Here is a 24,154-nt window from a genome sequence, read left to right as displayed (position 1 = left end):
TTAGCGGCCCAGAGAACCCGAAGAACGCACACGACCGACCGAGGGATCTCGCGCCATGACCGACGTAGCCAGCCAGGGCTCCAGCGACAGCGGTGACGACCGGCGGTACCTGACCGACCGCCAGGGCCACCCGATCTACGACAACCAGAACCAGCGCACCGTGGGCGCCCGGGGCCCGGCGACCCTGGAGAACTACCACTTCCTGGAGAAGATCAGCCACTTCGACCGGGAGCGCATCCCCGAGCGGGTGGTGCACGCGCGCGGCGCGACCGCGTTCGGCTTCTTCGAGTCCTACGGCAAGTGGGGCGACGAGCCGATCTCCCGCTACACCCGCGCCAAGCTGTTCCAGGAGGAGGGCCGGCGCACCGACGTCGCCCTGCGGTTCTCCACGGTGATCGGCGGCCGCGACTCCTCCGAGTGCGCCCGCGACCCTCGGGGCTTCGCGGTGAAGTTCTACACCGACGAGGGGAACTGGGACCTCGTCGGCAACAATCTCGCGGTGTTCTTCATCCGCGACGCCGTGAAGTTCCCCGACGTCATCCACGCGCTCAAGCCCGACCCGGTGACCTTCCGCCAGGAGCCCAACCGGATCTTCGACTTCATGTCGCAGACGCCTGAGTGCATGCACATGCTCGTCAACCTGTTCAGCCCGCGCGGCATCCCCTCGGACTACCGGCACATGCAGGGGTTCGGCGTGAACACCTACAAGTGGGTGAACGCCGAGGGCGAGACCGTGCTGGTCAAGTACACCTGGATGCCCCGCCAGGGCGTGCGCAGCATGACCGAGGAGGACGCCGCCGCCGTGCAGGCCCACGAACTGGGCCACGCCACCAAGGACCTGCACGAGGCCATCGACCGGGGCGACTACCCCGAGTGGGAGCTACTGGTCCAGATGATGAGCGACGGGGACCACCCCGAGCTGGACTTCGACCCGCTGGACGACACCAAGACCTGGCCGGAGCAGGACTTCCCGCCCAAGCCGGTCGGCCGCATGGTGCTCAACCGCAACGTCTCCGACAACTTCACCGAGAACGAGCAGATCGCGTTCGGCACCGGTGTGCTGGTCGACGGCCTGGACTTCTCCGACGACAAGATGCTCGTCGGGCGGACGTTCTCCTACAGCGACACCCAGCGCTACCGGGTGGGGCCCAACTACCTGCAACTGCCGGTGAACAACGCCCGCAACGCCCGGGTGCACACCAACCAGCGCGACGGCTACATGGCCCACCGCCAGGACTCCGGCGGGGAGAACCCGCACGTCAACTACGAGCCGTCCATCACCGGCGGGCTGCGCGAGGCGCAGTACCCCACGCACGACGAGCAGGGGCCGGTCATCCACGGCCGGCTGACCCGCAAGCGCATCCCGCTCACCGCCGACTACAAGCAGGCGGGCCAGCGCTACTGCCTCATGGAGCAGTGGGAGCGCGACGACCTGGTGAAGAACCTCGTCAACCAGCTCGCGCAGTGCGACCGGCCCATCCAGGAGCGGATGGTGTGGCACTTCCTGCTGGTCGAGGACGACCTGGGGCTGCGCGTCGGGGAGGGCCTGGGCATCTCGCCGCAGGACGTGGCCCACCTGGAGCCGCTCCAGAGCCAGACCTTGACCGACGAGGACCGCGAGCGCCTGGCCAACCTCGGCAAGAACGGCGCCCGCGACGTCAGCGGCATCCAGATGACCCACTGCGTGCCCAACGAGCGCTTCGAGGCCGCCCGCCACTAGCGGGGGCGGCCGGGGCCGGCGCCCGCCGGCGGCCGGAGCGAGGGGCGGCCCGCCGCGTGCCCGGGGCTCCGGTGTTCGGGCGCCCCGGCGCCCGGAGACGGGTCGCGGGCGGTCACTACCCTGGCCCCATGGACGCCCACCGCTCCCCCGACGCCCCGGACACCTCCTGGGTCCACCACGCCATCTGGTGGCACGTCTACCCGCTGGGGTTCGCCGGCGCCCCGATCCGCACCGCCGACCCGGCGCCCGCGCCCCGGCTGCGCGCCCTGCTGGACTGGCTGGACTACGCCGTGGAACTCGGCGCCTCCGGGCTCCTGCTCGGCCCGGTCTTCCACTCCGCCACCCACGGCTACGACACCCTGGACCACTACCGGATCGACCCCCGCCTGGGCACGCTCGCCGACTTCGACGCCCTCGTGGCGGCCTGCCGCGCCCGGGGCCTGCGCGTCGTCCTCGACGGGGTCTTCAGCCACGTCGGCGCCGGCCACCCCGCGCTGGCGCGCGCCCTGGCCGCCGGGCCGGACTCCCCCGAGGCCGAGCTGTTCGACCTCGACTGGGACGCCCCCGGTGGGCCGCGCCCGCGCGTGTTCGAGGGGCACGGCGAACTGGTCCGCCTGGACCACTCCCGGCCGCGCACCGCCGACTTCGCCGCCGACGTGCTGGGGTACTGGCTGGCGCGCGGCGCCGACGGCTGGCGGCTGGACGCCGCCTACTCCGTCGAGCCCGGGTTCTGGGCAAAGGTGTGCGACCGGGTGCGCCGCGACCACCCCCGCGCGTGGTTCCTCGGCGAGGTCATCCACGGCGACTACGCCGCGTTCGTCGCCGAGTCGCACCTGGACTCGGTCACCCAGTACGAACTGTGGAAGGCGCTGTGGTCCAGCCTGCGGGAGCGCAACCTCTTCGAGCTGGACTGGGCGCTCAAGCGCCACAACGGGTTCCTGGAGTCCTTCACGCCGACCACCTTCGTGGGCAACCACGACGTCACCCGCGTCGCCGACACGCTGGGGGCCGACGGCGCGGTGGCGGCGCTGGCCCTGCTGATGTGCGTCGGCGGGGTGCCCTGCGTGTACTACGGCGACGAGCAGGGGTTCACCGGGGTCAAGGAGGAGCGCGTGGGCGGCGACGACGCCGTGCGGCCCGCGTTCCCCGACTCCCCCGGCGAACTGGCGCCGTGGGGGCGCGGGGTGTACCGCGCCCACCAGGAGCTGATCGGCCTGCGCCGCAGGCACCCCTGGCTGACCACCGCCGCCACCGAGACCGTCGCCCTGGACAACACCCGCTACGTGTTCCGCGCCCACGCCCGCCAAGGCGGCGACCACCTGGAGGTCGAGGCCGACATCACCGACGGGTGGAACGTGGAGATCCGCGACCCCGCCGGCCACACGCTGTGGCGGCTGGACGCCGAGCCCGGCCGGCCGTGACCTGGGCGCCGGCCCGCCACGGGCCGCCGGCCGCGCGGACGGGTCGGGAAGCGGAGGCGGGGGTCAGCGCAGGCGGGCGTCCAAGGCGGCGGTGATCTCGTGCGCGGCGCGGGTGCGGCGGCCGTCGGCGTCGGCGGGGGTGCCTCGCAGGCTGCGGTGGTACAGCGACGTGGTGAACCGCTCGAACACCTCCCAGGCGTCGCGGCGGACGCGCAGGTCGGGCAGGTCGAGCGGACGGCCGGCGGCTTCGGCGGCCTCGGCGTAGGCGCGCAGCAGCGCCTCCACCCGGTCCTGGCCCAGCGGGACGTACCACGGCGGTGCGGCCACGGGTCCGCCCAGGTAGGCGAGGTCCTGGGCGGGGTCGCCGAACTCGGCCCACTCCCAGTCGACGTACCGGGGGGTGCCGCCCTCGACCAGGATGTTGCCCGGCACCAGGTCGCCGTGGACGAGCGCGAAGCGGCGCAGCCGGTCGAACGCGGGCGCGGCCCGCTCGACGTGGGCGACCACGCGCGGCAGCAGGCGGGCGACGTCGGGGTCGGCGAACACCTCGGGGCAGGTGCCGCGCCACCACCGCAGGCTGCCCTGGAGGCGGTCGGTGAGCCGCAGGCGGTCGGAGCGGTCCCCCTCGGCCGCCACGATCCCGCCGCAGGCGTCGTAGGAGCGGGCGTGCAGGGCGGCCAGCCGGCGGGCGTGCGCGGTGAGCAGGGCGGTGTCCCACTCGCGGTGGTCGAGCACCCGGCCCGGCACCAGGGTGGTCACCATGTAGGGCGCGCCGAGCACGTCGGCGTCCAGTTGGAGGCGCAGGGGGCGGGGGCCGAGCCCCGGCGGCGCCGCCTTGAGCGCGGCGAACTCCTCGCCCATGGCGCGCGGCAGCTCGGTGAGGGGGCGGCGCAGGATGCGCACCACGACGGGCTCGGGCGCGGCCGCCGCGCCGCCGCCGCCGTCGCCGTCGCCGAGCGGAGGCACCGCCACCCGCCAGGCCGTGTAGCTCTCGCCGGAGCCCAGCGGTGCGACCTCGACGCGCGCCGAGGCGGGCGGGGCGGCGGGCAGGCCGACGAGGGTGGGGGCGGTTCGGGCCAGGTAGGCGATGCGTCGGCCCTGGCGGGCAAGGGCGGAGTCCACGCGGTCGGTCCCTCCCCGGGTGCGCGGCGCCCGGACCGGTTTCCGGGTGCGCCGTCGAAGACCCGGTTCCCGCGCGGGAGGTGCGCCAACCCCCGGCGGCCGAGGCGGTCCGGGGGCGGGGACGGCGGGCCGAAGGTGCGGGCCCGACGGGGGCGGGTCGGTGGTTCGGGGCCGCGGGTGCGGCCGAGGCGATCCCTCCGGCGGGGGCGGGTCCCTCCGGGGTCTGGGACCCTTGATGGGCACGGAAAGCGCGAAGGAGGACGGATGGACCGCATTGCGCGGGCGGGCGATCTCAAGGTGCGGCTGCTGGAGTTCGGGCTGGAGCCGCGGTTCGCCGCCGAACGGGAGGCGGCGCTCGCCGAGGCGTCGGACGAGACCGCCGAGGACGGCGTGGTGGCCTCCCAACTGATCGACTCCTTCCTGCTGGAGCACGAGCTGGCGGGCGGCGGGACCGTGCTCGACCGGTTCGTCGCGGCGCGCACCGACCTCAGCGACGAGGACCGGGAGATGCTGCTGGCCTGGCGCGACCCCGTGGAGGGCGTCTTCCGGGTCGACGCGCGCGAGGACGGCGCGCTGGTGACGTTCAACCTGGTCGACGAACAGGTCTACCGCATGCACTCCAACCTCGGCGCGGAGGGCACGGCGCCCGTCGGGGTGGGCGAGTTCCTGATGACGCGGCTGGTGCCCGTGGGCGAGGACTGGATGATCAGCGGCGAGCCGGTCGCCTTCGCCGCCGAGGACGCCGCCGACGTCTACGTCATCGCCGAGGAACTCGCCTGGGAGCATCCCGAGCAGGTGTTCCGCAACCCGGAGAAGCTGGCCGAGGGGTGGCGGCTCCAGGCCGAGCACCGGGACTCGTTCATCGAGCTGTTCGGGTCCGACGAGATCGTGGTCCCGGCCGAGGAGCTGGCCGAGCGGATGGAGGAGCTGGACCGGCACCACTACGAGCGCACCCGCGAGCCCGGCTCCCCGGAGTGGGACGACTTCGTGGGCGAGGCCGGCAGCCGGGCCGACCTGCACGTGGAGGAGTGGGCGGAGGCCGAGACCACCGGGCTGATCTACGACCCGGAGGAGGGGCTGGGCGTCTACGCCGACTTCGGGCTGGCCGAGGAGGCGTTCGCCGACCCCGACCTGGTGGTGAAGCGCCGGTACCGCGACGTCATCAGCATGTACGTGCGCGACGAGACCGTCCCGCCGGTACCGATCCGGCGCCTGGCGGCGCGCGACACCGCGAAGGCCGACCGGGTGTTCCGCACCCTGCTGAACAAGCCGAACTTCAGTTGGGAGCGCGACGGCGAGGACCTGCTGCGCCGCTACAAGCCCGAGCACTACGAGAACCCGCCGCTGCCGCTGATGCTGCCCCAGCCCGGCTACGCACCGCCCCAGGACGGCGCCGAGGGCCAGGAGGGTGCGGGCCGGGGCGAGGGCGGACACGAGGACGGGAGCGCGGGCGGAACCGCCGAGGACGTGGGCGCCCGGGGGTAGCGGGCGCGTCGTCCTCCCTCCCGCCGCGCCGGTGATCACCGTGGTCGGCGGCCTTTCAACGGCCGCCCCCGGGGTAGGGGCGTCCGGCAGCACACCGCCGCACCGGAGCCGAGCGAGGCCGGAGCCGGGCCGGGACCGGGGCTGGGCCGGGGTCGCCGTGCAGGCGCGCGCGGTGTGCCGCCAGGGCCGGATCAACTCCAGGGGGACACAGATGGGACGCGTCACGATCGGCGATGCGGCGGCACTGGCGGTGCGCGCCGGTATCGGGGCGACGGTCTTCGCCCACGGCACGCAGAAGCTCTTCGGCTGGTTCAACGGCGGCGGCCCCGAGGGCACCGCGCAGGCGTTCCACGGCATGGGGTACCGGCCGGGCCGCCCGATGGCGCTCACCGCGGGGGCGAGCGAGGCGGCGGGCGGCGCCGCGCTGGTCCTGGGCCTGGGCACGCCCGCAGCGGGCGCGGCGGTGGCGGGGACCATGGCGGTCGCGGCCGAACTGCACGCGCCCAACGGGTTCTTCAACACCGAGGGCGGGCTGGAGTACCCGGCGCTGATCGCGCTGACCGCGCTGTCGATCGCGGCGTCAGGGGCGGGACGGCTCTCGCTGGACCACCTCACCGGCCACGTCCTCGACCAGCCGTGGATGCGCGCGGTCGCCTGCGCCGCCGTGGTCCCGGCGGTGGCCCTCGTCGTGGCACGCAAGCGCCGCCTCCTCGCCCGAGAGGCGAAGGCCGAGGCGGTGGTCGAGGCGGAGGCGCACAAGGACGGCAACGGGACGGACGGCTTGCCGGACGTCGAGGGCACGGCTTAGCCCACGCCCCTGGCAGGCCGGGCGGTCACCGGTTCGCGGGGCGGTCTACGAGTGGCCGGGGACCGAATCTGTCCCGCCCGCCGCCTGCGGGCGGGTGCGGTGGTAGGCCACGGTTCCGGCCAGGGCGGGGATCCAACCCAGCATGAGCGTGATGGCGGCGGTTCCGTAGGGCAGCACGGATCCGCCGGGTTGCGGGGCGGGGACGAACGCCATCCCGACCTCGATGCCGGCTGTCGCGGTGTCGGCCGGGGCGCCCGAGGGCGGCGGGAAGGGGGCTTCGCCCGGGGAGGAGGTCGGCTCGGCGTAGCCCGAGGGCGGCGGGGTGGTGTCGGCGCCTTCGTTCAACCCTCCGCCCGACTCTCCGGCCGGAGCGCCCGCCGCCCCATCAGCCGGGTCCAGGCCGTCCGCACCGCCCGTGCCGCCCGCGCCGTAAGCCGCGTCGGCGGAACCCTCGGCGTCCTCCCAGGGCTGCACGGTCTCGGCGCGCGCCGCCAGTTCGTTCGCGGTGAGTGCGACCGCCGTCTCGCCGAGGGCCGAGGCCAGGACGACCGCGCCCCACGCGAGCACGAAGACCGCGACCGCGCCCGCGCGGCGGTCGACCCCGCGCAGCGCGGCCAGGACCAGGCCCACCGTGGCCGCCATCGCCACCAGCCCGCCGACACCGCCCGCCGTCAGGCCGACGTCTCCCCATTCGGCGACGTTGAGGAGCACCAGCAGCCCCGCCGGGATCAGCACGGCGGCGGCGATGACGCGGCGTCGTCGGGAACCCATGACGGAGCACCCTAGCGGAGGCCGGCGCGCGTCGGCACCGGCGTCAGCACGGCGCAGCGCCCGCAGCGTCCCGCGAGATCTCCCGGCATCCCCGGCATCCCGCGAGAACCCCCGGCATCCCCGACGCCCCGACCTCTCCCGGCACGGCCGCCCGGCCGGGCGGCGTCGGCTCGGGCCGTCCGGTCCCCGCCCCTCAGCCCCGGCGGGCCTCGTCGCGGCCCCGGCAGGCCAGGGCGTCGGCGCGCTCGTTGCCCGCGTCGCCGTTGTGGCCGCGCACCCAGCGCCACTCGATGTCGTGGCGGGCCGCGATCGCGTCGAGGCGCTGCCACAGGTCGGCGTTCTTCACCGGCTTCTTGTCGCGGGTGAGCCAGCCCGAGCGCTTCCAGCCGTGGATCCACGACGTGATGCCGTTGCGCACATAGGTGCTGTCGGTGTGCAGGCACACCGGCAGCGGGCGCTTGAGCGCCTCCAGGGCCATGATGGCGGCCATCAACTCCATGCGGTTGTTGGTGGTCTTCGCCTCACCGCCGTACATCTCCTTGTCGTGCCCGCCGTAGCGCAGCACCGCTCCCCACCCGCCGGGCCCGGGGTTGCCCGAGCACGCGCCGTCGGTGTAGATGACCACCGCGCTCGTCGGCGCGTCCGGGTCCGCGTCCGCCGCGCCGACCGCGCCCTGCTCCTCGCTTGTTCGCACGCCCGGAAATCTATCGCCTGACCGGGGCTTCCGTGCCCGCCGGAGCCGGCCGCGCCCGGGCGGCGCCCCGGGGCCGCGCCGCCGGCGCGGATGGCCCGGCCCGTGCTGGGCAGGGGAACCGCATGCGTGTTCCGCCCTTTCCTCCTCCCCCGCCAGAGACCGTCCCGACAGCGCCCCTCTCCCGCATCCGCCGCCGGAGGCCGCGATGACCGGCGTGTGGATCGCCGCCGCCGTGGCCCTGGCCTCGGCCGTCTGCTACGGCACGGGCGCCGCCACCCAGCGTCGCCTGGCCGCGCGGCTGGGCGGACCCATGGACCGGCGGATGATCGGCGTCCTCATGCGGCAGCGGCTGTGGTGGTTCGCGGTCGCGCTGAACGGCGCGGGCGCCGCGCTGCACGTCGTCGCGCTGGCCTACGGCACCCTGATCGTGGTGCAGCCCCTGGGCACCCTGGCCCTGGTGTTCGCGCTGCCCTGGGCCGCCCGCTGGGCCGCGCGCCGGGTGTCGCGGCGCGAGTGGTGGGGCGCCCTGCTGACCATCGCGGGGCTGAGCGTGCTGCTGGTGGCGGCGGCGTCCTCGGGCGAAGGTCGGCCGCTGGACGCGGTCGGCGCGCTGGTCACGCTGGGCGCGGTGCTGGCGGCCGTGGCCGCCCTCGCCACGGCGGGGCGGTTCGTCCGGTGGCCGATGGCGCGCAGCGGGCTGTACGCGGCGGCGGCCGGGGTGGCGTTCGCCGGTGGCTCGGCGATGACCAAGGCCCTCACCGACACCGCCGCCGCCCAGGGGCTGCTCGCGGCGGTGGCGCACCCGGCGCCGGTCGGCATCGCGGCGCTGGCGGCGGCGGGGGCTCTGCTGTCGCAGGCCGCCTACCGGGGCAGCGCGGTGGGGGCGCCGCTGGCGGTGATCAACCTGGCCAACCCGCTGTCGTCGGTGGTCATCGGGCTGACGTTCCTCGGCGAGACCTACCAGGGCGGCGTGTGGGGTGTGGCGGTCGCCGCCGCGGCGGGGCTGGTGGCGATGCGCGGCGTGTTCCTGCTCGCCACCGTCGACCCCGACACCGGCGAGCCCGCCGGACGGGCCGGGCGCGGGGAGCGGGGCGGGTCGGCCGACCGGGAGACTCCGGCGGCCGGGCGCGCCACCGGGGACGGCTGAGGCGCCGCGCCCGCCGCGCGGCTCGCCCCTTCGGTGTCCGCCCCCGGCGCCTGCTCACCCCTCCGCGCGGCTCACACCTGCGGCGTCTCGCGTCGGCCGTTGCGCCACGACGCCACCAGCACGCAGGCCACCGTCACCAGCAGCGCCCACGCGCCGAACTTGGCGGGGTGCACCAGGTGCCACACGTCGGCCTGGTGGGGGTACTGCCAGGCGCCCAGCAGGGTCGCGATGTTCTCGGCCACCCACAGGAAGAACCCGATGAGCACGAACGACAGCGCGAGCGGCATCCGGTAGCGCACCGCGCCGACCGTGAACCCCACCATCACGCCCCACGTGGCGGCGACCATCGCCAGGGCCAGCAGCACCCGGAAGTCCGGCAGGAAGTGGTGGGTGAGGAAGTTGGCGTAGATCGCGGCGGCCACGACGGCGGTGGCGATCCGGCGGTAGCCCACGAACTCCAGGTCCAGGCGCCGCCACGCGTGGCAGACGTAGCTGCCGACCGCCGCGTAGAGGAACCCGCTGTAGAGGGGCACCCCGGCGATCTTGGTGAGGGCGTCCTCGGGGTAGCTCCACGACCCCATGTGCACCTTGACCAGCTCGAACACCAGACCCACGACGTGGAACCCGGCGATGGCCAGCGCCTCGGTGCCGGTCTCCAGGCGCACCGCCCAGAAGACGAACGTCAGCACGATCCCGTAGATCAGCAGCGCGTCGTAGCGGGCGATGGGCAGCGGCACCACCGACGACAGCGCCAGCCCCGCGAACAGGCACACCGCGAAGAGGCAGGACAGCCCCTCCAGCCAGGCGAACCGCAGCAGTTGGGGCAGCGAGAACCAGTCGGCCGCGCGCGCCGCGCGCACGGCGGGACCGGCGGGCTCGGCGGGACCGGTCGGAAGCGCCTCCGCGACCATTCGTGCAACCTCCGTGGTGCCTGGCCCTGCGCCGGAGGATTCCCCGGCGCCGGAGCGGCAGCGTACACCACCCGGGGGTGACCGTCGGGGCCGCCCGGTCGGCCTTGGGCGCGGGAACGCGCAGGTGGCGGGCCTGGTGAGGGGATCGGTGGGGGCAGCGGCCCAACCCGGCCGCCGGGAGGAACCCGGCCGCTCCCCCGCCCCGCACCGGGCGGCCCGCGCGCCCCCGAGGCTCAGCCCACGGGCGTCTCGCGGCGTTCGTCGGCGGCTCCGGCCAGGGCGGCTCGGTAGGCGCTGGGCGACACCCCGCGCACCCGCTTGAACGCCGCGCTGAACCCGAACGGGTCGGCGTAGCCCACGCGCCGGGCCACCGCCGCGACCGTCACGCCGGGCTCGGCCAGCAGTCCGGCCGCCAGGTCCATGCGCCACTCGGTGAGGTAGCCCGCCGGGGGCTCGCCCATCAGCTCGCGGAACCGCTTGGCGAAGGTGGTGCGGGAGACCCCGGCCTCGGCGGCGAGGTCGGCCGTCGTCCAGGTGCGCGCGGGGGCGGCGTGCATCGCGCGCAGCGCCGGGCCGACCGCGTCGTCGGTCAGCGCGCGGTACCAGGCCGGGGGCCGCGCCTCGGGCAGGTCGAACCAGTCGCGCAGCGTGCAGACGAGCAGCCAGTCCAGCAGCCGGTCCAGCACGATCTGCCGCCCGGGGCGGGGCGCACCGATCTGCGCCTCCAGGTAGGGGGCCAGGGCGGAGCAGTCGTGCTCGTCGGGCACGACGAGGGCCGGGGGCAGCGCGCGCACCAGGCGGCGGCGCACCGGCTCGGGGACCCGGTAGGAGGCCACGAGCAGCACGGTGGAGCCGGACAGCTCGGCGGGCGCGGCCGGCGGCGCGTCCCCGCCGCCGACCGGAGCGGCCTCGCGGACGGGTGTCCCGGCGCGGTCGGGGTCGTCGGTGAAGACGAACGGGTCGGGACCGCGCACGATCGCGGTCTCGCCCAGGCGCACCCGGCGCGCCCGCGCGCCGCCGCCTGGGACGATCCACCCCTCGCCGCGCAGGGGCGCGCACAGGGTGAGGTCGGCGCCGTCGGCGAACCGCAGCGCCCACGGGGGCCACAGCACCGACCGCCCGAACACCGCCCCTTGCCCGCGCACGCCGTGCAGCAGGTCGTCGAACACGTCCATGGCCCACACCCTAGAGCGGGGAGGGGACGTCGAGGCGCTGAGGTGGGGCGGAGCGGTACGGCGTCCAGGCGCGAGGCCGCACCCGCCGCCGTCGCCGCTCCGTCGCGCCCCGCAACCGCCGGTGCGCCAACCGATGACCGCCCGTCCCCGCCACCCGCCGTCCCGCCACCCCCGCGAATCACTCGCTGGCGGACGATCTCCTATGTGCCGCGCACGCGCGGCCATGGCCGCGCCGTGCTCCCGGCGGTTGACTCTTCAGCATGAGCACCGACACCACCACCCACCCCCACCCCTCCTTCCTGGTCCTGGGCGGTACCGGCAAGACCGGCCGCCGCGTCGCCGCGCGGCTGCGCGCCCAGGGCGCCCGCGTGCGCGCCGCGTCCCGTTCCGGCGAGGTGAAGTTCGACTGGGCCGCCCCCGCCACCTGGGGTCCCGCCCTCGACGGCGCCTCCGCCGTCTACCTCGTCGCGCCCGAGGACCCCGCGCCCGTCGCGCCGTTCGTCGCGCAGGCGACCGACGCCGGGGTGCGCCGCTTCGTGGTCCTCTCCGGGCGGGGCATGGACCTCGTGGGCAAGGCGTTCGGCGCCGGTATGGCCGCCGCCGAGGCCGCCGTCGCCGCCTCCGGCGCCGAGTGGACCATCCTGGCGGCCAACAACTTCGCGCAGAACTTCACCGAGGACCTGTGGCACGCCCCGGTGCTGGCCGGGCGGCTGGCGCTGCCCGTCGGCGACGTCCCCGAGCCCTTCGTGGACGTCGAGGACGTGGCGGAGGCGGCCGTGGCCGTCCTCACCGGCGAGGGCCACGCCGGGCGGCGCTACGAGCTGTCGGGACCCCGGGGCCTCACCTTCGCCGAAGCCGTGCGGACCGTGGCCCGGGCCTCCGGCCGCGGCGTCGACTACGTCGAACTCACCCCCGAGGCATACCGCGCCGAACTCGCGGCCGAGGGCATGCCGCCTGAGGGGGTGGCGGCGTTCGACGCGCTCTACGCCCTGCTCCGCACGGGTCGCCTGGCCGAACCCGCCGACGGCGTGCGCCGGTTGCTGGGACGCGAGGCGACCGACTTCACCGCGTGGGCCACCCGGGTGGCCGCCGAAGGCGCCTGGGCGTAGCACCCCGTCCCCGCCCCTGGTCCGCGCGTCCGCGCCGCCGCCTCCGGTCCCCCGGTGCGGCGGCGCGGTTTCGGGCGGCGTGATTTGCGGGCGCGGCCGGGTAGTGAGGCCGGAATGCGCTACGCGGAGGACGACATCGGCGAGGCCGCCCGGCGCTGCGGGCTGCGGCGCGGCGACCCGGCCGCCCCCGGCATCACCCGGGTGCGCCGGGGACGCGGGTACAGCTTCCACGACCCCCGGGGCCGCACCCTCACCGACCCCGACGAGATCCGGCGCTGCAAGGAGCTGGCCATCCCCCCGGCCTGGCGCGACGTGTGGATCTGCCCGTCCGCCGACGGCCATCTCCAGGCCGTGGGCACCGACGAGGCCGGGCGCCGCCAGTACATCTACCACCGGGAGTGGCAGCGCATCCGCGAGGAGACCAAGTACGACCGGATGCTGGACTTCGCCGAGCGGCTGCCCGACATCCGAGGCGCCGTCGCCGCCCACCTCCAGCGCGGCGGCCTGGCCCGCGAGCGGGTGCTGGCGGCGGCGGTGCGGCTGGTCGACCTGGGCCTGTTCCGCGCCGGAAACCGCGCCTACGCCGAGGAGCACGACACCTACGGGGTGGCCAGCCTGCTGCGCGAGCACGTGCGCCGCCGCCGGGGGCTGCTGGTGTTCTCCTACCCCGCCAAGGGCGGCAAGCACCGGACGGTGGAGCTGGCCGAGCCCGACGTCGAGCGGCTCATCGCCGTGCTCCAGCGGCGGCGGCGCCCGGGCGAGACGCTGCTGGCCTACCGGGACGGCGGCGACTGGCGCGAGATCCGCAGCGAGGACGTCAACGACTACCTGCGCGAGATCAGCGGCGAGGACTTCACCGTCAAGGACTTCCGCACCTGGCACGCCTCCGTCCTGGCGGCCGTGGGCCTGGCCGTGGCCACCCAGCCCGCCACCCCGACCGCGCGCCGCCGCCTGGCCGCCCACGTCACCGGCGAGGTCGCCGCCTACCTGGGCAACACCACCGCCGTCGCGCGCGCCTCCTACATCGACCCCCGCGTGTTCCGGCTGTTCGACCAGGGCGTTACCGTCGCCTCCGCGCTGCCCGGCCTGGGCCGCGACACCGACTTCGGCGAACTCGCCACGCAGGGCGCCGTCGAGAAAGCCGTGCTGAAGATGCTGCGCACCCACCCCGAGCACTGCGACCCGGCCGAGGCCGCGGACGGCGGGCCCGGCTGACCGGCCCCGACCGGGGCGGGCCGCCCCCGCCCGCACCGCGGCGCGGTGCCAGGATGGTGCCCTACGCCAGCCGCGGCGCGACGGCCCTGCCCCGTCCGGGCGCCGTCCCACCCGTGGAGACCGCATGACCGTGCTCACCCTGCGGCAGCTCAACCGCGCCACCCTCGACCGCCAGCACCTGCTGCGCCGCGCCGACCGCACCGTGTCCGACCTGCTGGAGCACCTGGTCGGCCTCCAGGCGCAGACCCCGCACACCTGGTACGTGGGGCTGTGGTCGCGGCTGGCCGGGTTCTCCCCCGAGGAGGCGTCCCGCCTGCTGGGCGAGGGGGACATCGTGCGGCTGGCGCTGATGCGCTCCACCATCCACCTGGTCACCGCCGAGGACGCGCAGTGGCTGCGGCCGGCGGTGCAGCCGATGCAGGACCGCGGCTTCCGGTCCGCCTACGGCCGCCAGGTCGAGGGCCTGGACCCCGCCGAGGTCGAGCGGGCCGGCCGCGCCGCGCTGGCCGAGCGACCGCTGACCTTCAGCGCCCTGGGCCGGGCGCTGGCCGAGCACGGGCGGCGATCCGGCTGGGGCGAGCGCGAGCCCCAGGCGCTGGCCAACCTGGTCCGCACCCGGGTGGCGCTGGTGCAGGTGCCCCCGCGCGGGCAGTGGGGCCGCAGCGGCGCCGCCGCGCACACCCCCATCGAGACGTGGCCGGGCCGCGCCCTGGCACCCGAGCCCTCGGTCGCGCGGCTGGTGCTGCGCTACCTCGCCGCCTTCGGCCCGGCGTCGGTGCGCGACGTGCAGCACTGGTCGGGGCTGACCCGGCTGGCCGAGGAGGTGGACGGGCTGCGCGGCGGGTTGCGGGTCTACATCGGTCCCGACGGGCGGGAGCTGTTCGACCTGCCCGACGTCCCGCTCCCCGATCCCGACACCCCGGCGCCGGTGCGGTTCTGCTACGAGTACGACAACGTGCTGCGCTCCCACGCCGACACCTCGCGGCTGGTGGCGGTGCGGCTGCGCGACCACGGGTTCAACGCCAAGAACGGCGTGGACCCCGGCACGGTCCTGGTCGACGGCATGGTGGCGGCGGGCTGGCGGATCGCGCTCGAACGGGGAGCCGCGACCCTGGCGGTCACGCCCGTGCGGGCGCTCACCGCCGCCGAGGAGGAGGCGGTCTGCGCCGAGGGGGCGGCCCTGCTGGAGTTCTGGGCGCCCAAGGCGGCCGAGCGCCGCGTCGAGGTCGCCGCGCCCACCGGGTAGGGCGCGCGGGGCGGCCCTGCGCCGCCCCGCGCGCCCCGCCTCAGCGGAGTTCGCGGGGCTCGGGGAAGCTGCCCGTCTGCACGAGTTCCTCGGCCAGCGCGCTGAGCTTGACGTTGAGGTTCTGCGACGCCTTGGCCAGCAGCGCGAACGCCTGGCGGTCGGTCAGCTTGTAGCGCTCCACCAGGATCCCGGTGGCCTCGCCGATGCGCTGGCGGGTGCGGATGGCGCGGGAGAGGTGGTGCTGGGCGCGGGCGTTGGCCAGGGCCACGGCGGCGTGCGCGGCCAGGATCTCGCCGACCTCCTGGGCGGTGACGTCGAAGGCGTTGGGCGTGGCGGAGTAGACGTTGAGCCCGCCGAGCACGTCGCTGTGCGTGAAGAGTTGGAAGGAGATGACGCTCTTGATGCCCATGCCGCCGACCTCGGCGACGAACTCCGGCCAGCGGGTCTCCTCCTCGACGGAGTCGAGGCAGAACACCTCGCGCACCCAGATGGCGTCGAGGCAGGGGCCCTGCCCGGTGCGGTACTGGATGCGGTCCACGCGTTCGACCAGGGGGTCGGTGGGGGCGTGCGTGGAGAGTTCGCGGCTGCGGCGGTCGTAGAGGGTGACCCCGGCGTAGTCGGCGCCGTCGATCTCGGCCACCGCCAGGGCGGTGATCTCCTCCAGCGTGGCCGGGACGGAGTCCTTCTCCAGCACGTCGCGGGCGAAGTCGGCGAACGCGCGGGCGACGGCGAGGTCCTCGCCGCCGTCGGCCGGGAGCACGGCCTCGGGGCGGGGGTCGCCGACGTCGCCCTGCTCGACCATGGTTCCGCTCACGTCATTCCTTTCTGGGGGCGCCCTCTTCGGCCCCACTGCCGGACCGGAGGCGTGCCGAACGCCCACGCCGGCCGCGGCGGCGCACGCGCGCCAGGCCCGCGCGCCACCTCGGTGTGGGGCAGGGGCGGCGGGCGGAACGGTGCGGTGCGGTGCGGTGGTGGGCGCGGAGACCGGGACGCGCGGGCGCGGTCGGCGGCTCGGCGGGACGGGCGGGTATCCGCCCGCCCGGCCGCGGTGCCGCCGACAGCAATCGTGTCCTTATTGTGTACCCGCTGGACCAGCCTGAGGAAAGTGTTACTCGGAAGACATAACTCCCTTACTTCTCGTATCCGCACCCCGACGCTGCGGAGTGGGCACCGGTGAGAGAGTCCGGTCTAGACCGGTGCGGGGACCAACGCGGTGACGGCGCAGGTTGAACGCGCGGGGGGAAACGACGCGGAATAAGACCGGCCGTCTTTCAGTGCCGGAAAATACATCGCCGACCGCGTGGCCTGGGGATTCACCGGGGAGAGCGAAGCGCGCCGCCCGCCTTGACGCCCTGTGGGGGGTTGTTTACCGTCGAAATCGCTCCGCGGTCGAGAATACCGTTCGCCCGGGTCGGCGGGCGGCGGAATTCCCGGCCGGGCGGCGCGGCCGCCCCCGGCCTTCGCCGCCATCGAGGGGAATTCGCAAAGGCGCGCGGTTTCCCTCCGGCGCTTTTCGCTTCCGCGGGGCCGCGCCCCTGCCGGGCCGGCCTCCGCACCCGCACCCGCACGACCCATCCCCGCTACCGCGACGCCCGCGACCCCGACACCGGGCCGCCCGCACCGGCCCCCGCGGCGCGCCGCGAGAAACGAAGGTCTTCCATGAACCTGAAGAAGGCGTCCCTCTCCACCGCGGCGGTGGTGCTGGCCACCCCGCTGCTGTTCGCGCTGATGCCCGCCGGCACCGCCAACGCCCACGGCTACGTCTCCTCGCCGCCCAGCCGCCAGGCGCAGTGCGCGGCCGGCGTGGTGGAGTGCGGCCAGATCCAGTGGGAGCCGCACAGCGTCGAAGGCCCCAAGGGCCTGACCAACTGCCACGGCGGCAACACCCGGTTCGCCGAACTCAACGACGACAGCAAGGGCTGGCAGGTCACCCCGGTCGGCCGGACCGTGGACTTCACCTGGACCCTGACCGCCCAGCACGCCACCTCCACCTGGGAGTACTTCATCGGCGGCACCCGGATCGCCTCGTTCGACGACGGCGGCGCCCGGCCGCCGGCCACGGTCACCCACCGCGTGGACCTGGGCGGATACAGCGGCCAGCAGAAGATCCTGGCGGTGTGGAACGTCGCCGACACCGCGAACGCGTTCTACGCCTGCATCGACGTCAACGTCGGCGCCGCCTGACCCGCACCGACCCCCCTCGGGTACCGGCCCCGACCGGCCGGTACCCGGGCGGCCCGTGAACCCGGACGCGTGCCCGCACCCGGCGGCCAAGCGCTCCGGAGGGCGGGCCGGCGCGCGGCCGCGTGAACGCGCGCGGGGAATCCCGCACCGTTTTCCCGGATACCTGGCCATGTTTTTCCAGCGCCGTTTCCCCCCGCTCCGAAACGGCGCCTCGGTGCCGTTTTCCACGGTCGGGGAAGTGGTTCCCCGCCGATTTCCGGAGCGGTTCTCCGTCGTGCTTTCACCGCTTTCCCGCCGCCGTCTGCGAACCGGCTCCGGAACCGTTTTTGCGCGGTGTCCGCCGACCCCGCCGGCCCGCCCGCCCGTGCCGCCCCCGGCATCCCGCGCGCCCGCGCCCGCACCCCCGTCCGCACCCCGGCCCGCGCCCGCCGCCCCGCCCTCCCCTCCCGCCGGTCGCGACGGAGGGCCGCCGCGCGAGCGCGCTCGGTACCGAACGGCCCCCACTTGACGGCCCGCCGAGCCGTGGTGTTGGATGCCTCACATCCACCAGGACTTCACACGGATTCACACCACCCCCCACTGTAAACGTTTACAGTTCTCATCAGCGCAGCTCAGGGAGGGCGCATGGCAAAGCCCGTCCCGACGATCACCACGATCGCCGAGGCCGCCGGTGTCTCCATCGCCTCGGTGTCGCGGGTCTTCAACGGCCAGCCGGTGCGCGACTCCACCCGCCGCCGGGTGCTGGCCGAGGCCGAGCGCCTGGGCTACGTCCCCAACGCGGTCGCGCGCTCGCTGAAGTCCAACCGCACCGACCAGGTGGCGTTCGCCGTGGAGGACATCGGCAACCCCGTCTACCTGGCCATGCTGCGCGAGATCCAGCCGGTCCTGCGCGCCGACGGCTTCCGCCTGGTCGTGCACTCCACCGGCGGCGACCCCGGCGAGGAGATCGAGGTGCTGCGCGGGCTGGGCCGCCGGCACGCCGACGGGCTGGTCATCAGCCCCATCCGGGTCACTCCCGACCTGCTCGGCGCCCTCGCCCAGGCCGCCGCCCCCGTGGTCGTCATCGGCTCCGTGCCGCCCGGCACCCCCGTGGACAACGTGCGCGCCGACTCCCGCACCGGCGTCCGCCTGGCCCTGCGCCACCTGCTCGACATCGGGCGCCGCCGCATCGGGTTCGTCAACGGCCCGCTGGACACGGTGCCCGGCGAACGCCGCGACGCCGCCTTCCGCGACGGCATGGCCGAGGCCGGCCGCCCCGTGGACGAGGGCCTGGTGCACGTGGGCGGGTTCCGCCGCGAGACCGGCGCCGAGGGCGCCCGCCGCCTGCTCGCCCACCCCCACGGCCCGCCCGACGCGCTGCTGTGCGCCAACGACCTGATCGCCCTGGGCGCGCTGGACACCCTGCGCGCCGCCGGGCTGCGCGTGCCCGACGACGTCGCCGTGGTCGGCATGGACGACACCGAACTGGCGGCGGTGTCGTGGCCCACCCTGACCAGCGTCTGCCTGGGCTCGGCCGAACGCGGCCGGCGCGCCGCCGGACTGCTGCTCGACCGCCTGCGCGGCGCTCCCCCCGCGGCCCCGGCCGCGGGCTCCGCGCGGACCGTCACCGTGGCGCCGCGCCTGGTCGTGCGCGCCTCGACCACAGGAGGCGACCAATGACGCTCACCTCGGCGTCCCCACCCCCCACCGAAGCGGCGCCGCCCCGGCCCCGTCCGCGCGCCCGGCGGCCCGACCGGTCGGCCTACGCGCTGCTGCTGCCGGCCCTGATGCCGGTGGTGCTGTTCAGCATCGCGCCGCTGGTCTACGGGATGTTCCTGGCGTTCACCGACGCCCGCGCCGGCCGCGACGTCGACACATCGTTGGTGTTCCTGGAGAACTTCGGGCACCTGCTCGACGACGTGCAGTTCTGGTCGTCGTTCCGGATCGGCCTGGTGTGGGCGGTCACGGTGACGCTGCTCCAGTACGCGGCGGGCATGGGCCTGGCGCTGCTGCTCAACCAGAACCTGCGGCTGCGCTGGCTGGCCCGCACGCTGGCGCTGTTCCCGTGGGCGATGCCGCCGGTGATCATCGGGCTGATGTGGCGGCTGGTGTACCACCCCGACGCCGGGGTGCTCAACGCCGCGCTCACCGACCTCGGCCTGATCTCGCAGAACATCGACTGGCTGAACGACTTCGGCTGGGCGCTGCCCGCCGTGGTGGTCGTGGGCGTGTGGACGGGGATGCCGCAGACCACCATCGTGCTGCTGGCCGGGTTGCAGAACGTGTCCCGCGACCTCGGCGAGGCCGCGCGGGTCGACGGCGCCGGGCCCTGGCGCCGCTTCACCGGCGTCACCCTGCCGCAACTGCGCTCCGTGACCGTGGCGATCATGTCGCTGAACTTCGTGTGGAACATGAACGAGTTCGCGCTGGTGTACGTGCTGACGCAGGGCGGGCCGGGCGGCATGACGCGGCTGCCCATGCTCTACGCCTACGAGGAGGCGTTCCGCTACGGGTTCTTCGGCTACGCCTCGGCGATGGGCGTGGCGATCGTGATCGTGGTCCTCGCGGTGCTCGGGTTCTACCTGCGCCGCCAGTTGAAGGAGGCCGAGGCATGAGGCGACCCCGCGCGTGCGCCGCGCTGCGGCGAGGGACGGGAGGCCGGCGATGGCTGCGGTGAGCGCGGCCCGGGCGCGCCGGGCGGCGGCCCGCACCGGCCAGTACGCGGCGCTGGTGTGCTACCTGGTCTTCCTGGCGTTCCCGCTGGTGTGGCTGGCGTCCACGGCGCTGAAGACGCCGCAGGAGATGGCGCTGCTGGACCCCACGTGGATCCCGCTGGAGCCCACCCTGGCCAACTTCGCCGCCGCGTTCGGCGAGCAGGACCTGGTGGGCGCGGCGCGGCGCAGCCTGGGCGTGGCGCTGTGCTCGGCGGTGCTGACGGTGCTGCTGGCGCTGCCGGCCGCCTACGTGCTGGCGCGCTACAAGTCGGCGGTCAACCGGGTGGTGATGGGTTGGGTGCTGGTCAGCCAGGTGTTCCCGTTCATCCTGGTGATCATCGCGCTGTTCATGATCCTGCGGCGGTTCGGGCTGGTGGACTCCCTGGCGGGGCTGGTGCTGGTGCACGCCACCTGGTGCCTGCCGTTCGTGCTGTGGATGCTGCGGGGCTACCTGCGCGGCATCCCCCGGGTGCTGGAGGAGGCCGCGGCGGTCGACGGCGCGGGCCGCTGGCGCACGCTGGTGTCGGTGGTGGCGCCGCTGGCGGCGCCGGGCGTGGCCGCCGCGCTGATGTTCGGGTTCGTCTCCTCCTGGAACGAGTTCCTGTTCGCGCTGATCCTGCTGAAGGACCCCGGGGTGCAGACGCTGCCGCTGGTGCTGGTGGCGTTCACCGGGCCCGAGGGCGTGGCGCGGCTGGGGCCGCTGGCTGCGGCGTCGCTGATGGCGGCGGTGCCCAGCCTGGTGTTCTTCGCGTTCATCCAGCGCCGCTTCCGCGGCGGGCTGGTCGACGGGGCGGTGAAGGGATGACCGTGGGCAGGGGCGGGCGAGGCCGGCGGCGGGGCACGGCCCTGGCGGCGGCGGGACTGGCCGCGGCGGTGCTGGTCACCGGCTGCGCCCAGGGCGACCCGGGCGAGGAGCCGATGCGCTACCTCAGCCTGGCCTGGCAGACGCAGTCGATCGAGGCCAACCGGCGGCTGGTCCAGGAGTGGAACCGGGAGCACCCCGACGCGCCGGTGGAGTACGTGCAGGGGAGCTGGGACAACGTCAACGACCAACTGGTCACGGCGTTCGAGGGCGGCGACCCGCCCGACATCATCCACAACGAGTCGCCCACGCTGACCAGCTTCGAGTACCGCAACTACCTGGCCGACCTGGGCGACGACCTGCCCGCGGACGTGCGCGCCGACATCGGCGACGCCGCGTGGGACACCGTCACCATCGACGGCCGCGTGGTGGGCGTGCCGCTGCTCCAGGAGCCGCAGGTGCTGATCGCCAACGCCGACATCCTGCGGGAGTCGGGGGTGCGGATCCCCACGGTCGAGGAGCCCTGGACCTGGGACGAGTTCGAGGCGGCCGCCCGCGAGCTGACCGTGCCCGGCGAGCGGCACGCGGTGGCCTGGCCGCTGAGCAGCCCGACCAACCGGGTGCTCAACCTGGCGCTGAACTTCGGCGGGGAGTTCTTCCGCGTCGCCGAGGACGGGACGGTCACCGTGGAGGTCGGGCCGCGCGAGCGCGAGGTGCTGGAGCGCATCCACCGCCAGCTCTACACCGACCGCACGGCCGACCCGCAGGCGGTGGGCATGAGCGGCTCCGACCCGCTGCCCGCGTTCTTCGCCGGGCAGTACGCCATGGTCCAGGGCGGGGTCTACACCCGCCAGCAGGTCGTGGAGCAGGCGCCCGACGGGTTCGACTGGGTGATGCTGCCGCCGCTGGTGGGCGACGTCCCCGACCAGGGCGCCACCTCCCAGACGCTGTCGGTGGCCGCCGGGAGCCCGCACGAGGCGGACGCGGCCGCGTTCGTCGCGTTCATGGCCGAGCCCGACAACCAGGTGGACCTCGCGCTGGGCGACTGGCTGACCCCCACCAGCCAGGAGGCGCTGGCCTCGCCGGAGCTGACGACCAACGAGAACGAGTGGGACGTCGCCGTGCACGCGGCGGGCAACCTCCGCTCGGCGCCCTACCTCCAGGTCCCCGGGTTCGACGAGTTCAAGAACCGGGTTTCGGAGCCGCTGTTGCAGGAGTACTTCGGCGACCGGATCAGCCTGGACGAGCTGGCGCGGCGCATGGAGGAGGAGGGCGACGCGGTGATGGCGAGGTACGCCGATGAGGGGTGAGGACACGGGCCGCGCCCCGGGCGCGGCGCCGGAGGCCTGGCGGGACCGGGCGCGCGGCGCGCTGCTGGGCCTGGCCTGCGGCGACGCGCTGGGCCGCCCGGCGGAGAACATGACGCCCGCGGCCATCGCGGAGCGCTGGGGGCGGCTGACCGAGTTGGCCGTGGACGAGCGCGGCACGGCGGCGGGCACCGACGACACCGAGTACTCGGTGTTCATCGGGCTGCTGCTGGCCGAGCACGGGCGCGGGCTGCGGCCCGAGCACGTGGTGGCGGCCTACGAGCGCGACGTGCTGACCATCGAGGGGCCCATGCGCGGCGCGGGGTTCTCCGAACTGGGCACCGTCCAGGCGCTGCGCCGGGGGCTGGCGCCGCCCGACACCGGGCGGCGGCACCTGCACGGCTGGTCCGACGGGCTGGCGATGCGCGCGGCGCCCTACGGGGTGTTCGCGGCGGGCGACCCGGCCGAGGCCGCGCGGCTGATCGAGCTGGAGGGCCAGGTCAGCCACGCGGGCGAGGGGCTGCTGGGCGGCCGCGCGGTGGCGGCGGGCGTGGCGGCGGCGATGGCCGGCGCGGCACCGCGCGAGGTCGCCGCGGCGGCCCGGGAGCAGGTGCCGGCCGACTCCTGGACCGGGCGCGCCCTGGCCCACGCGGTGCGCGCCGCCGACGAGGCGCCCGACACCGCCGCGCTGGGCGCGGCCCTGCACGCGGCCGTGGTGCCCGCCCACTACCCGTGGACCGACCTGGCGCCGGAGGCGGTCGCGCTGGCGTTCGGCGCCTACCTCGCCGCTGGCGGCGAGGTGGAGGAGGCGGTGGTGACGGCGGCCAACATGGGTCGCGACGCCGACACCACGGCGGCGATCGCCGGCGCCCTGGCGGGGGCGGGGCGCGGCGCTTCGGGGATCCCGCGCCGGTGGGCGGCGGCGATCGGTCCGGTGACGGGCAGTTGCCTGCCGTCGGTCGCGGGCCGCCACGTCACCGAGGTCGCCGACCTCCTGGTGGCGGCCGGGGCGGCCGACCGCGCGGCCGAGGCAGAGCGAAGCGGCGCCGGGCGGCGGACGCCCGGCGGATAGCGCTGGTGCGGCCGCCCGAGGGGCCGGCCGTACCAGCGGGAACAGCGGAGGCGACCGGGCACCGCCGATCGGCGGCCCACCCGACGCGGGGAGGAATCGGCAGTGACAACGGGGGACAACCCGGCACACGGCGGCGGAACACAACCGAAGGCCGCCACCGGGACCGGCGGACCCGGCGCGGACGCACCCGGCTCGGTCGCCGACCGGGTGCGCGGGGCGTTCGCCGGACTGGCGATCGGCGACGCCGTGGGCTGGCCGGCCGGGCGGCACCGGTCCGCCCTGCTGGCGCCCTGGACCCGGCGCCTGGGCCGGGAACTCGACCTGTTCGCCGAGGAGCACCGCGTCACGACGCTGCCGGTGCCCTTCGCGCTGAACCAGCCGGTGGCGCCGCTGGCCATGGGTCCCTCCGACGACGCCGAGTGGCTGGCGTGGACGGCGCTGGGCATCGGCACCGACCGCGCCGAGGCGTTCGCCGCCCTCGCCGGCCGCGCCGACGTGCGCGCGCGGATCTCGGTGCGCACGGCGCTGGACAACCTCGCGCGGGGCGCCCGCCCGCCGCACACCGGGCACGACAACCCGCACTTCTTCGACGACGCGGCGGCGGTGCGCGCGGTCGCGTTCGGCGCGGCCCGCCCCGGCGACCCCGAGGGCGCCGCCGACGACGCCCAGGCCGACGCCGAGGTCACCAACTCCGGCGACGGCGTCAGCGCCGCCCGCGCGATGGCCGCCGCCGTCGCGGCGGCCGTGGGCGGGGCGGGGCCGGCCGAGGCGCTGGCGGCCGGAACGGCGCACCTTCCGGCGGGCAGCGCGATCAACGCGGTCGTCGGTGAGGCGCTGGCCGAAGTGGAGCGTGCCGCGCCCGCCCAGCCCTTCGACCTCGTTCCGGCCCTCGAAGCGGTCTGCTGCGACCACGTCTACTCCTACGGCACGGCGGCGCAGGCCACGCTGGGCGCAGCCTTCGCACTGACCGGCGCCGCCGGGGGCGCGCTCGGTCCGGCGGTGAGCGCGGCGGCGTGCCTGGCACCGCTGGCCGACTCCGCGCCCGCGCTCACCGGCGCGCTCGCCGGGGCGCTGGGCGGCCACCTGGCCATCGCGCCCGCGTGGCGGGCGCGCGCGGCGCCGCTGGCCGGGTGCTGCCTGCCGGAACTGGCCGGGACCGACCTCGTCGGCGTGGCCGACGCGCTCGCCGCCTCCTCCCGAAGCGACCGGGGCGACCGGAGCGACAACGACGACCGTGGCGCGGGAGCGCGCCGCAACCCGTGAAGGAGCCAT

The 24,154-nt window shown here is 75.5% G+C and carries 21 protein-coding genes; 15 read left to right on the top strand and 6 right to left on the bottom strand.

What is annotated here, in order from left to right; all coding sequences use genetic code 11:
* Nucleotides 1–55 precede the first annotated feature (55 nt).
* Nucleotides 56–1,720, top strand: coding sequence for a catalase (locus LG943_RS08455; RefSeq protein ID WP_270071652.1), 1,665 nt, complete (start codon nucleotides 56–58; stop codon nucleotides 1,718–1,720).
* Nucleotides 1,721–1,848: 128 nt separating this feature from the next.
* On the top strand, nucleotides 1,849–3,141 hold the full coding sequence (locus tag LG943_RS08450; RefSeq protein WP_270071651.1) for an alpha-amylase family protein: 1,293 nt from the start codon (nucleotides 1,849–1,851) through the stop codon (nucleotides 3,139–3,141).
* Between the two features lie 63 nt (nucleotides 3,142–3,204).
* Here the strand turns inward: LG943_RS08450 and LG943_RS08445 are convergent, their stop codons facing one another.
* Nucleotides 3,205–4,263: a phosphotransferase family protein gene (locus LG943_RS08445; RefSeq protein WP_270071650.1), complete on the bottom strand. Its 1,059-nt coding sequence runs from the start codon at nucleotides 4,261–4,263 to the stop codon at nucleotides 3,205–3,207.
* Between the two features lie 264 nt (nucleotides 4,264–4,527).
* On the opposite strand from LG943_RS08445, the gene LG943_RS08440 reads away from it, so the two are divergent.
* Entirely contained in the window at nucleotides 4,528–5,748 is a 1,221-nt protein-coding gene (locus tag LG943_RS08440) for a hypothetical protein (protein WP_270071649.1), read from the top strand.
* A 211-nt stretch (nucleotides 5,749–5,959) separates the two neighbouring features.
* Complete coding sequence (locus tag LG943_RS08435; protein WP_270071648.1) at nucleotides 5,960–6,556, top strand: DoxX family protein; 597 nt, start codon at nucleotides 5,960–5,962, stop codon at nucleotides 6,554–6,556.
* A 45-nt stretch (nucleotides 6,557–6,601) separates the two neighbouring features.
* Here LG943_RS08435 and LG943_RS08430 read toward each other — a convergent pair whose 3' ends face one another.
* Nucleotides 6,602–7,327 carry a hypothetical protein gene (locus LG943_RS08430; protein ID WP_270071647.1) on the bottom strand — a complete coding sequence of 242 codons (726 nt, stop codon included), beginning with the start codon at nucleotides 7,325–7,327 and terminating at the stop codon, nucleotides 6,602–6,604.
* A gap of 193 nt (nucleotides 7,328–7,520) precedes the next feature.
* Nucleotides 7,521–8,021 carry a ribonuclease HI gene (gene rnhA / locus LG943_RS08425; RefSeq protein WP_408648564.1) on the bottom strand — a complete coding sequence of 167 codons (501 nt, stop codon included), beginning with the start codon at nucleotides 8,019–8,021 and terminating at the stop codon, nucleotides 7,521–7,523.
* Nucleotides 8,022–8,226: 205 nt separating this feature from the next.
* On the opposite strand from rnhA, the gene LG943_RS08420 reads away from it, so the two are divergent.
* Nucleotides 8,227–9,168, top strand: a complete 942-nt coding sequence (locus tag LG943_RS08420; RefSeq protein WP_270071646.1) for a DMT family transporter — start codon at nucleotides 8,227–8,229, stop codon at nucleotides 9,166–9,168.
* 71 nt (nucleotides 9,169–9,239) lie between these two features.
* Here the strand turns inward: LG943_RS08420 and LG943_RS08415 are convergent, their stop codons facing one another.
* Together LG943_RS08415 and LG943_RS08410 are read right to left on the bottom strand one after the other, a co-directional pair.
* Nucleotides 9,240–10,079 carry a DUF817 domain-containing protein gene (locus LG943_RS08415; protein ID WP_270071645.1) on the bottom strand — a complete coding sequence of 280 codons (840 nt, stop codon included), beginning with the start codon at nucleotides 10,077–10,079 and terminating at the stop codon, nucleotides 9,240–9,242.
* A 233-nt stretch (nucleotides 10,080–10,312) separates the two neighbouring features.
* A complete protein-coding gene (locus tag LG943_RS08410; RefSeq protein ID WP_270071644.1) occupies nucleotides 10,313–11,254 on the bottom strand; it encodes an AraC family transcriptional regulator in 942 nt (313 codons plus the stop codon).
* 260 nt (nucleotides 11,255–11,514) lie between these two features.
* On the opposite strand from LG943_RS08410, the gene LG943_RS08405 reads away from it, so the two are divergent.
* The 3 genes from LG943_RS08405 to LG943_RS08395 all read left to right on the top strand — a co-directional run bounded on the left by LG943_RS08405 (nucleotide 11,515) and on the right by LG943_RS08395 (nucleotide 14,824).
* On the top strand, nucleotides 11,515–12,363 hold the full coding sequence (locus LG943_RS08405) for an NmrA family NAD(P)-binding protein (RefSeq protein ID WP_270071643.1): 849 nt from the start codon (nucleotides 11,515–11,517) through the stop codon (nucleotides 12,361–12,363).
* A gap of 114 nt (nucleotides 12,364–12,477) precedes the next feature.
* Nucleotides 12,478–13,578 (top strand): DNA topoisomerase IB, encoded by a 1,101-nt coding sequence (locus tag LG943_RS08400; protein WP_270071642.1) that lies wholly within the window; start codon nucleotides 12,478–12,480, stop codon nucleotides 13,576–13,578.
* A gap of 124 nt (nucleotides 13,579–13,702) precedes the next feature.
* Nucleotides 13,703–14,824, top strand: a complete 1,122-nt coding sequence (locus tag LG943_RS08395) for a winged helix DNA-binding domain-containing protein (protein WP_270071641.1) — start codon at nucleotides 13,703–13,705, stop codon at nucleotides 14,822–14,824.
* A gap of 40 nt (nucleotides 14,825–14,864) precedes the next feature.
* Here the strand turns inward: LG943_RS08395 and LG943_RS08390 are convergent, their stop codons facing one another.
* Nucleotides 14,865–15,638, bottom strand: a complete 774-nt coding sequence (locus tag LG943_RS08390) for a GAF and ANTAR domain-containing protein (RefSeq protein WP_270071640.1) — start codon at nucleotides 15,636–15,638, stop codon at nucleotides 14,865–14,867.
* Nucleotides 15,639–16,483: 845 nt separating this feature from the next.
* Here LG943_RS08390 and LG943_RS08385 point away from each other — a divergent pair.
* The 7 genes from LG943_RS08385 to LG943_RS08355 all read left to right on the top strand — a co-directional run bounded on the left by LG943_RS08385 (nucleotide 16,484) and on the right by LG943_RS08355 (nucleotide 24,145).
* Nucleotides 16,484–17,008, top strand: coding sequence for a lytic polysaccharide monooxygenase auxiliary activity family 9 protein (locus tag LG943_RS08385; RefSeq protein WP_270071639.1), 525 nt, complete (start codon nucleotides 16,484–16,486; stop codon nucleotides 17,006–17,008).
* A gap of 624 nt (nucleotides 17,009–17,632) precedes the next feature.
* Nucleotides 17,633–18,667, top strand: coding sequence for a LacI family DNA-binding transcriptional regulator (locus LG943_RS08380; protein WP_270071638.1), 1,035 nt, complete (start codon nucleotides 17,633–17,635; stop codon nucleotides 18,665–18,667).
* Complete coding sequence (locus LG943_RS08375; protein ID WP_270071637.1) at nucleotides 18,664–19,602, top strand: carbohydrate ABC transporter permease; 939 nt, start codon at nucleotides 18,664–18,666, stop codon at nucleotides 19,600–19,602. The genes LG943_RS08380 and LG943_RS08375 overlap by 4 nt, the downstream gene beginning before the upstream one ends.
* A gap of 49 nt (nucleotides 19,603–19,651) precedes the next feature.
* The gene (locus LG943_RS08370; protein ID WP_270071636.1) at nucleotides 19,652–20,506 is read left to right on the top strand and encodes a carbohydrate ABC transporter permease; all 855 of its coding nucleotides are present in this window, start codon (nucleotides 19,652–19,654) and stop codon (nucleotides 20,504–20,506) included.
* Nucleotides 20,503–21,813 (top strand): ABC transporter substrate-binding protein, encoded by a 1,311-nt coding sequence (locus tag LG943_RS08365; protein ID WP_270071635.1) that lies wholly within the window; start codon nucleotides 20,503–20,505, stop codon nucleotides 21,811–21,813. The genes LG943_RS08370 and LG943_RS08365 overlap by 4 nt, the downstream gene beginning before the upstream one ends.
* On the top strand, nucleotides 21,803–22,882 hold the full coding sequence (locus LG943_RS08360) for an ADP-ribosylglycohydrolase family protein (protein ID WP_270071634.1): 1,080 nt from the start codon (nucleotides 21,803–21,805) through the stop codon (nucleotides 22,880–22,882). Before LG943_RS08365 ends, LG943_RS08360 begins: the two co-directional genes overlap by 11 nt.
* 102 nt (nucleotides 22,883–22,984) lie before the next feature.
* Nucleotides 22,985–24,145: an ADP-ribosylglycohydrolase family protein gene (locus LG943_RS08355; RefSeq protein WP_270071633.1), complete on the top strand. Its 1,161-nt coding sequence runs from the start codon at nucleotides 22,985–22,987 to the stop codon at nucleotides 24,143–24,145.
* Nucleotides 24,146–24,154: the final 9 nt, after the last annotated feature.

This window comes from Streptomonospora mangrovi, from assembly GCF_027604915.1.
Taxonomy (GTDB): domain Bacteria; phylum Actinomycetota; class Actinomycetes; order Streptosporangiales; family Streptosporangiaceae; genus Streptomonospora; species Streptomonospora mangrovi.
This window is presented reverse-complemented; position numbering and strand designations above follow the sequence as displayed.

Bases quoted from the DNA above. Each gene is read 5' to 3' on its own strand.
- LG943_RS08455 (WP_270071652.1), top strand. From the start codon at position 56: ATGACCGACGTAGCCAGCCAGGGCTCCAGCGACAGCGGTGACGACCGG.
- LG943_RS08450 (WP_270071651.1), top strand. From the start codon at position 1,849: ATGGACGCCCACCGCTCCCCCGACGCCCCGGACACCTCCTGGGTCCAC.
- LG943_RS08440 (WP_270071649.1), top strand. From the start codon at position 4,528: ATGGACCGCATTGCGCGGGCGGGCGATCTCAAGGTGCGGCTGCTGGAG.
- LG943_RS08435 (WP_270071648.1), top strand. From the start codon at position 5,960: ATGGGACGCGTCACGATCGGCGATGCGGCGGCACTGGCGGTGCGCGCC.
- LG943_RS08430 (WP_270071647.1), bottom strand. From the start codon at position 7,327: ATGGGTTCCCGACGACGCCGCGTCATCGCCGCCGCCGTGCTGATCCCG.
- LG943_RS08420 (WP_270071646.1), top strand. From the start codon at position 8,227: ATGACCGGCGTGTGGATCGCCGCCGCCGTGGCCCTGGCCTCGGCCGTC.
- LG943_RS08415 (WP_270071645.1), bottom strand. From the start codon at position 10,079: ATGGTCGCGGAGGCGCTTCCGACCGGTCCCGCCGAGCCCGCCGGTCCC.
- LG943_RS08410 (WP_270071644.1), bottom strand. From the start codon at position 11,254: ATGGACGTGTTCGACGACCTGCTGCACGGCGTGCGCGGGCAAGGGGCG.
- LG943_RS08405 (WP_270071643.1), top strand. From the start codon at position 11,515: ATGAGCACCGACACCACCACCCACCCCCACCCCTCCTTCCTGGTCCTG.
- LG943_RS08400 (WP_270071642.1), top strand. From the start codon at position 12,478: ATGCGCTACGCGGAGGACGACATCGGCGAGGCCGCCCGGCGCTGCGGG.
- LG943_RS08395 (WP_270071641.1), top strand. From the start codon at position 13,703: ATGACCGTGCTCACCCTGCGGCAGCTCAACCGCGCCACCCTCGACCGC.
- LG943_RS08385 (WP_270071639.1), top strand. From the start codon at position 16,484: ATGAACCTGAAGAAGGCGTCCCTCTCCACCGCGGCGGTGGTGCTGGCC.
- LG943_RS08380 (WP_270071638.1), top strand. From the start codon at position 17,633: ATGGCAAAGCCCGTCCCGACGATCACCACGATCGCCGAGGCCGCCGGT.
- LG943_RS08375 (WP_270071637.1), top strand. From the start codon at position 18,664: ATGACGCTCACCTCGGCGTCCCCACCCCCCACCGAAGCGGCGCCGCCC.
- LG943_RS08370 (WP_270071636.1), top strand. From the start codon at position 19,652: ATGGCTGCGGTGAGCGCGGCCCGGGCGCGCCGGGCGGCGGCCCGCACC.
- LG943_RS08365 (WP_270071635.1), top strand. From the start codon at position 20,503: ATGACCGTGGGCAGGGGCGGGCGAGGCCGGCGGCGGGGCACGGCCCTG.
- LG943_RS08360 (WP_270071634.1), top strand. From the start codon at position 21,803: ATGAGGGGTGAGGACACGGGCCGCGCCCCGGGCGCGGCGCCGGAGGCC.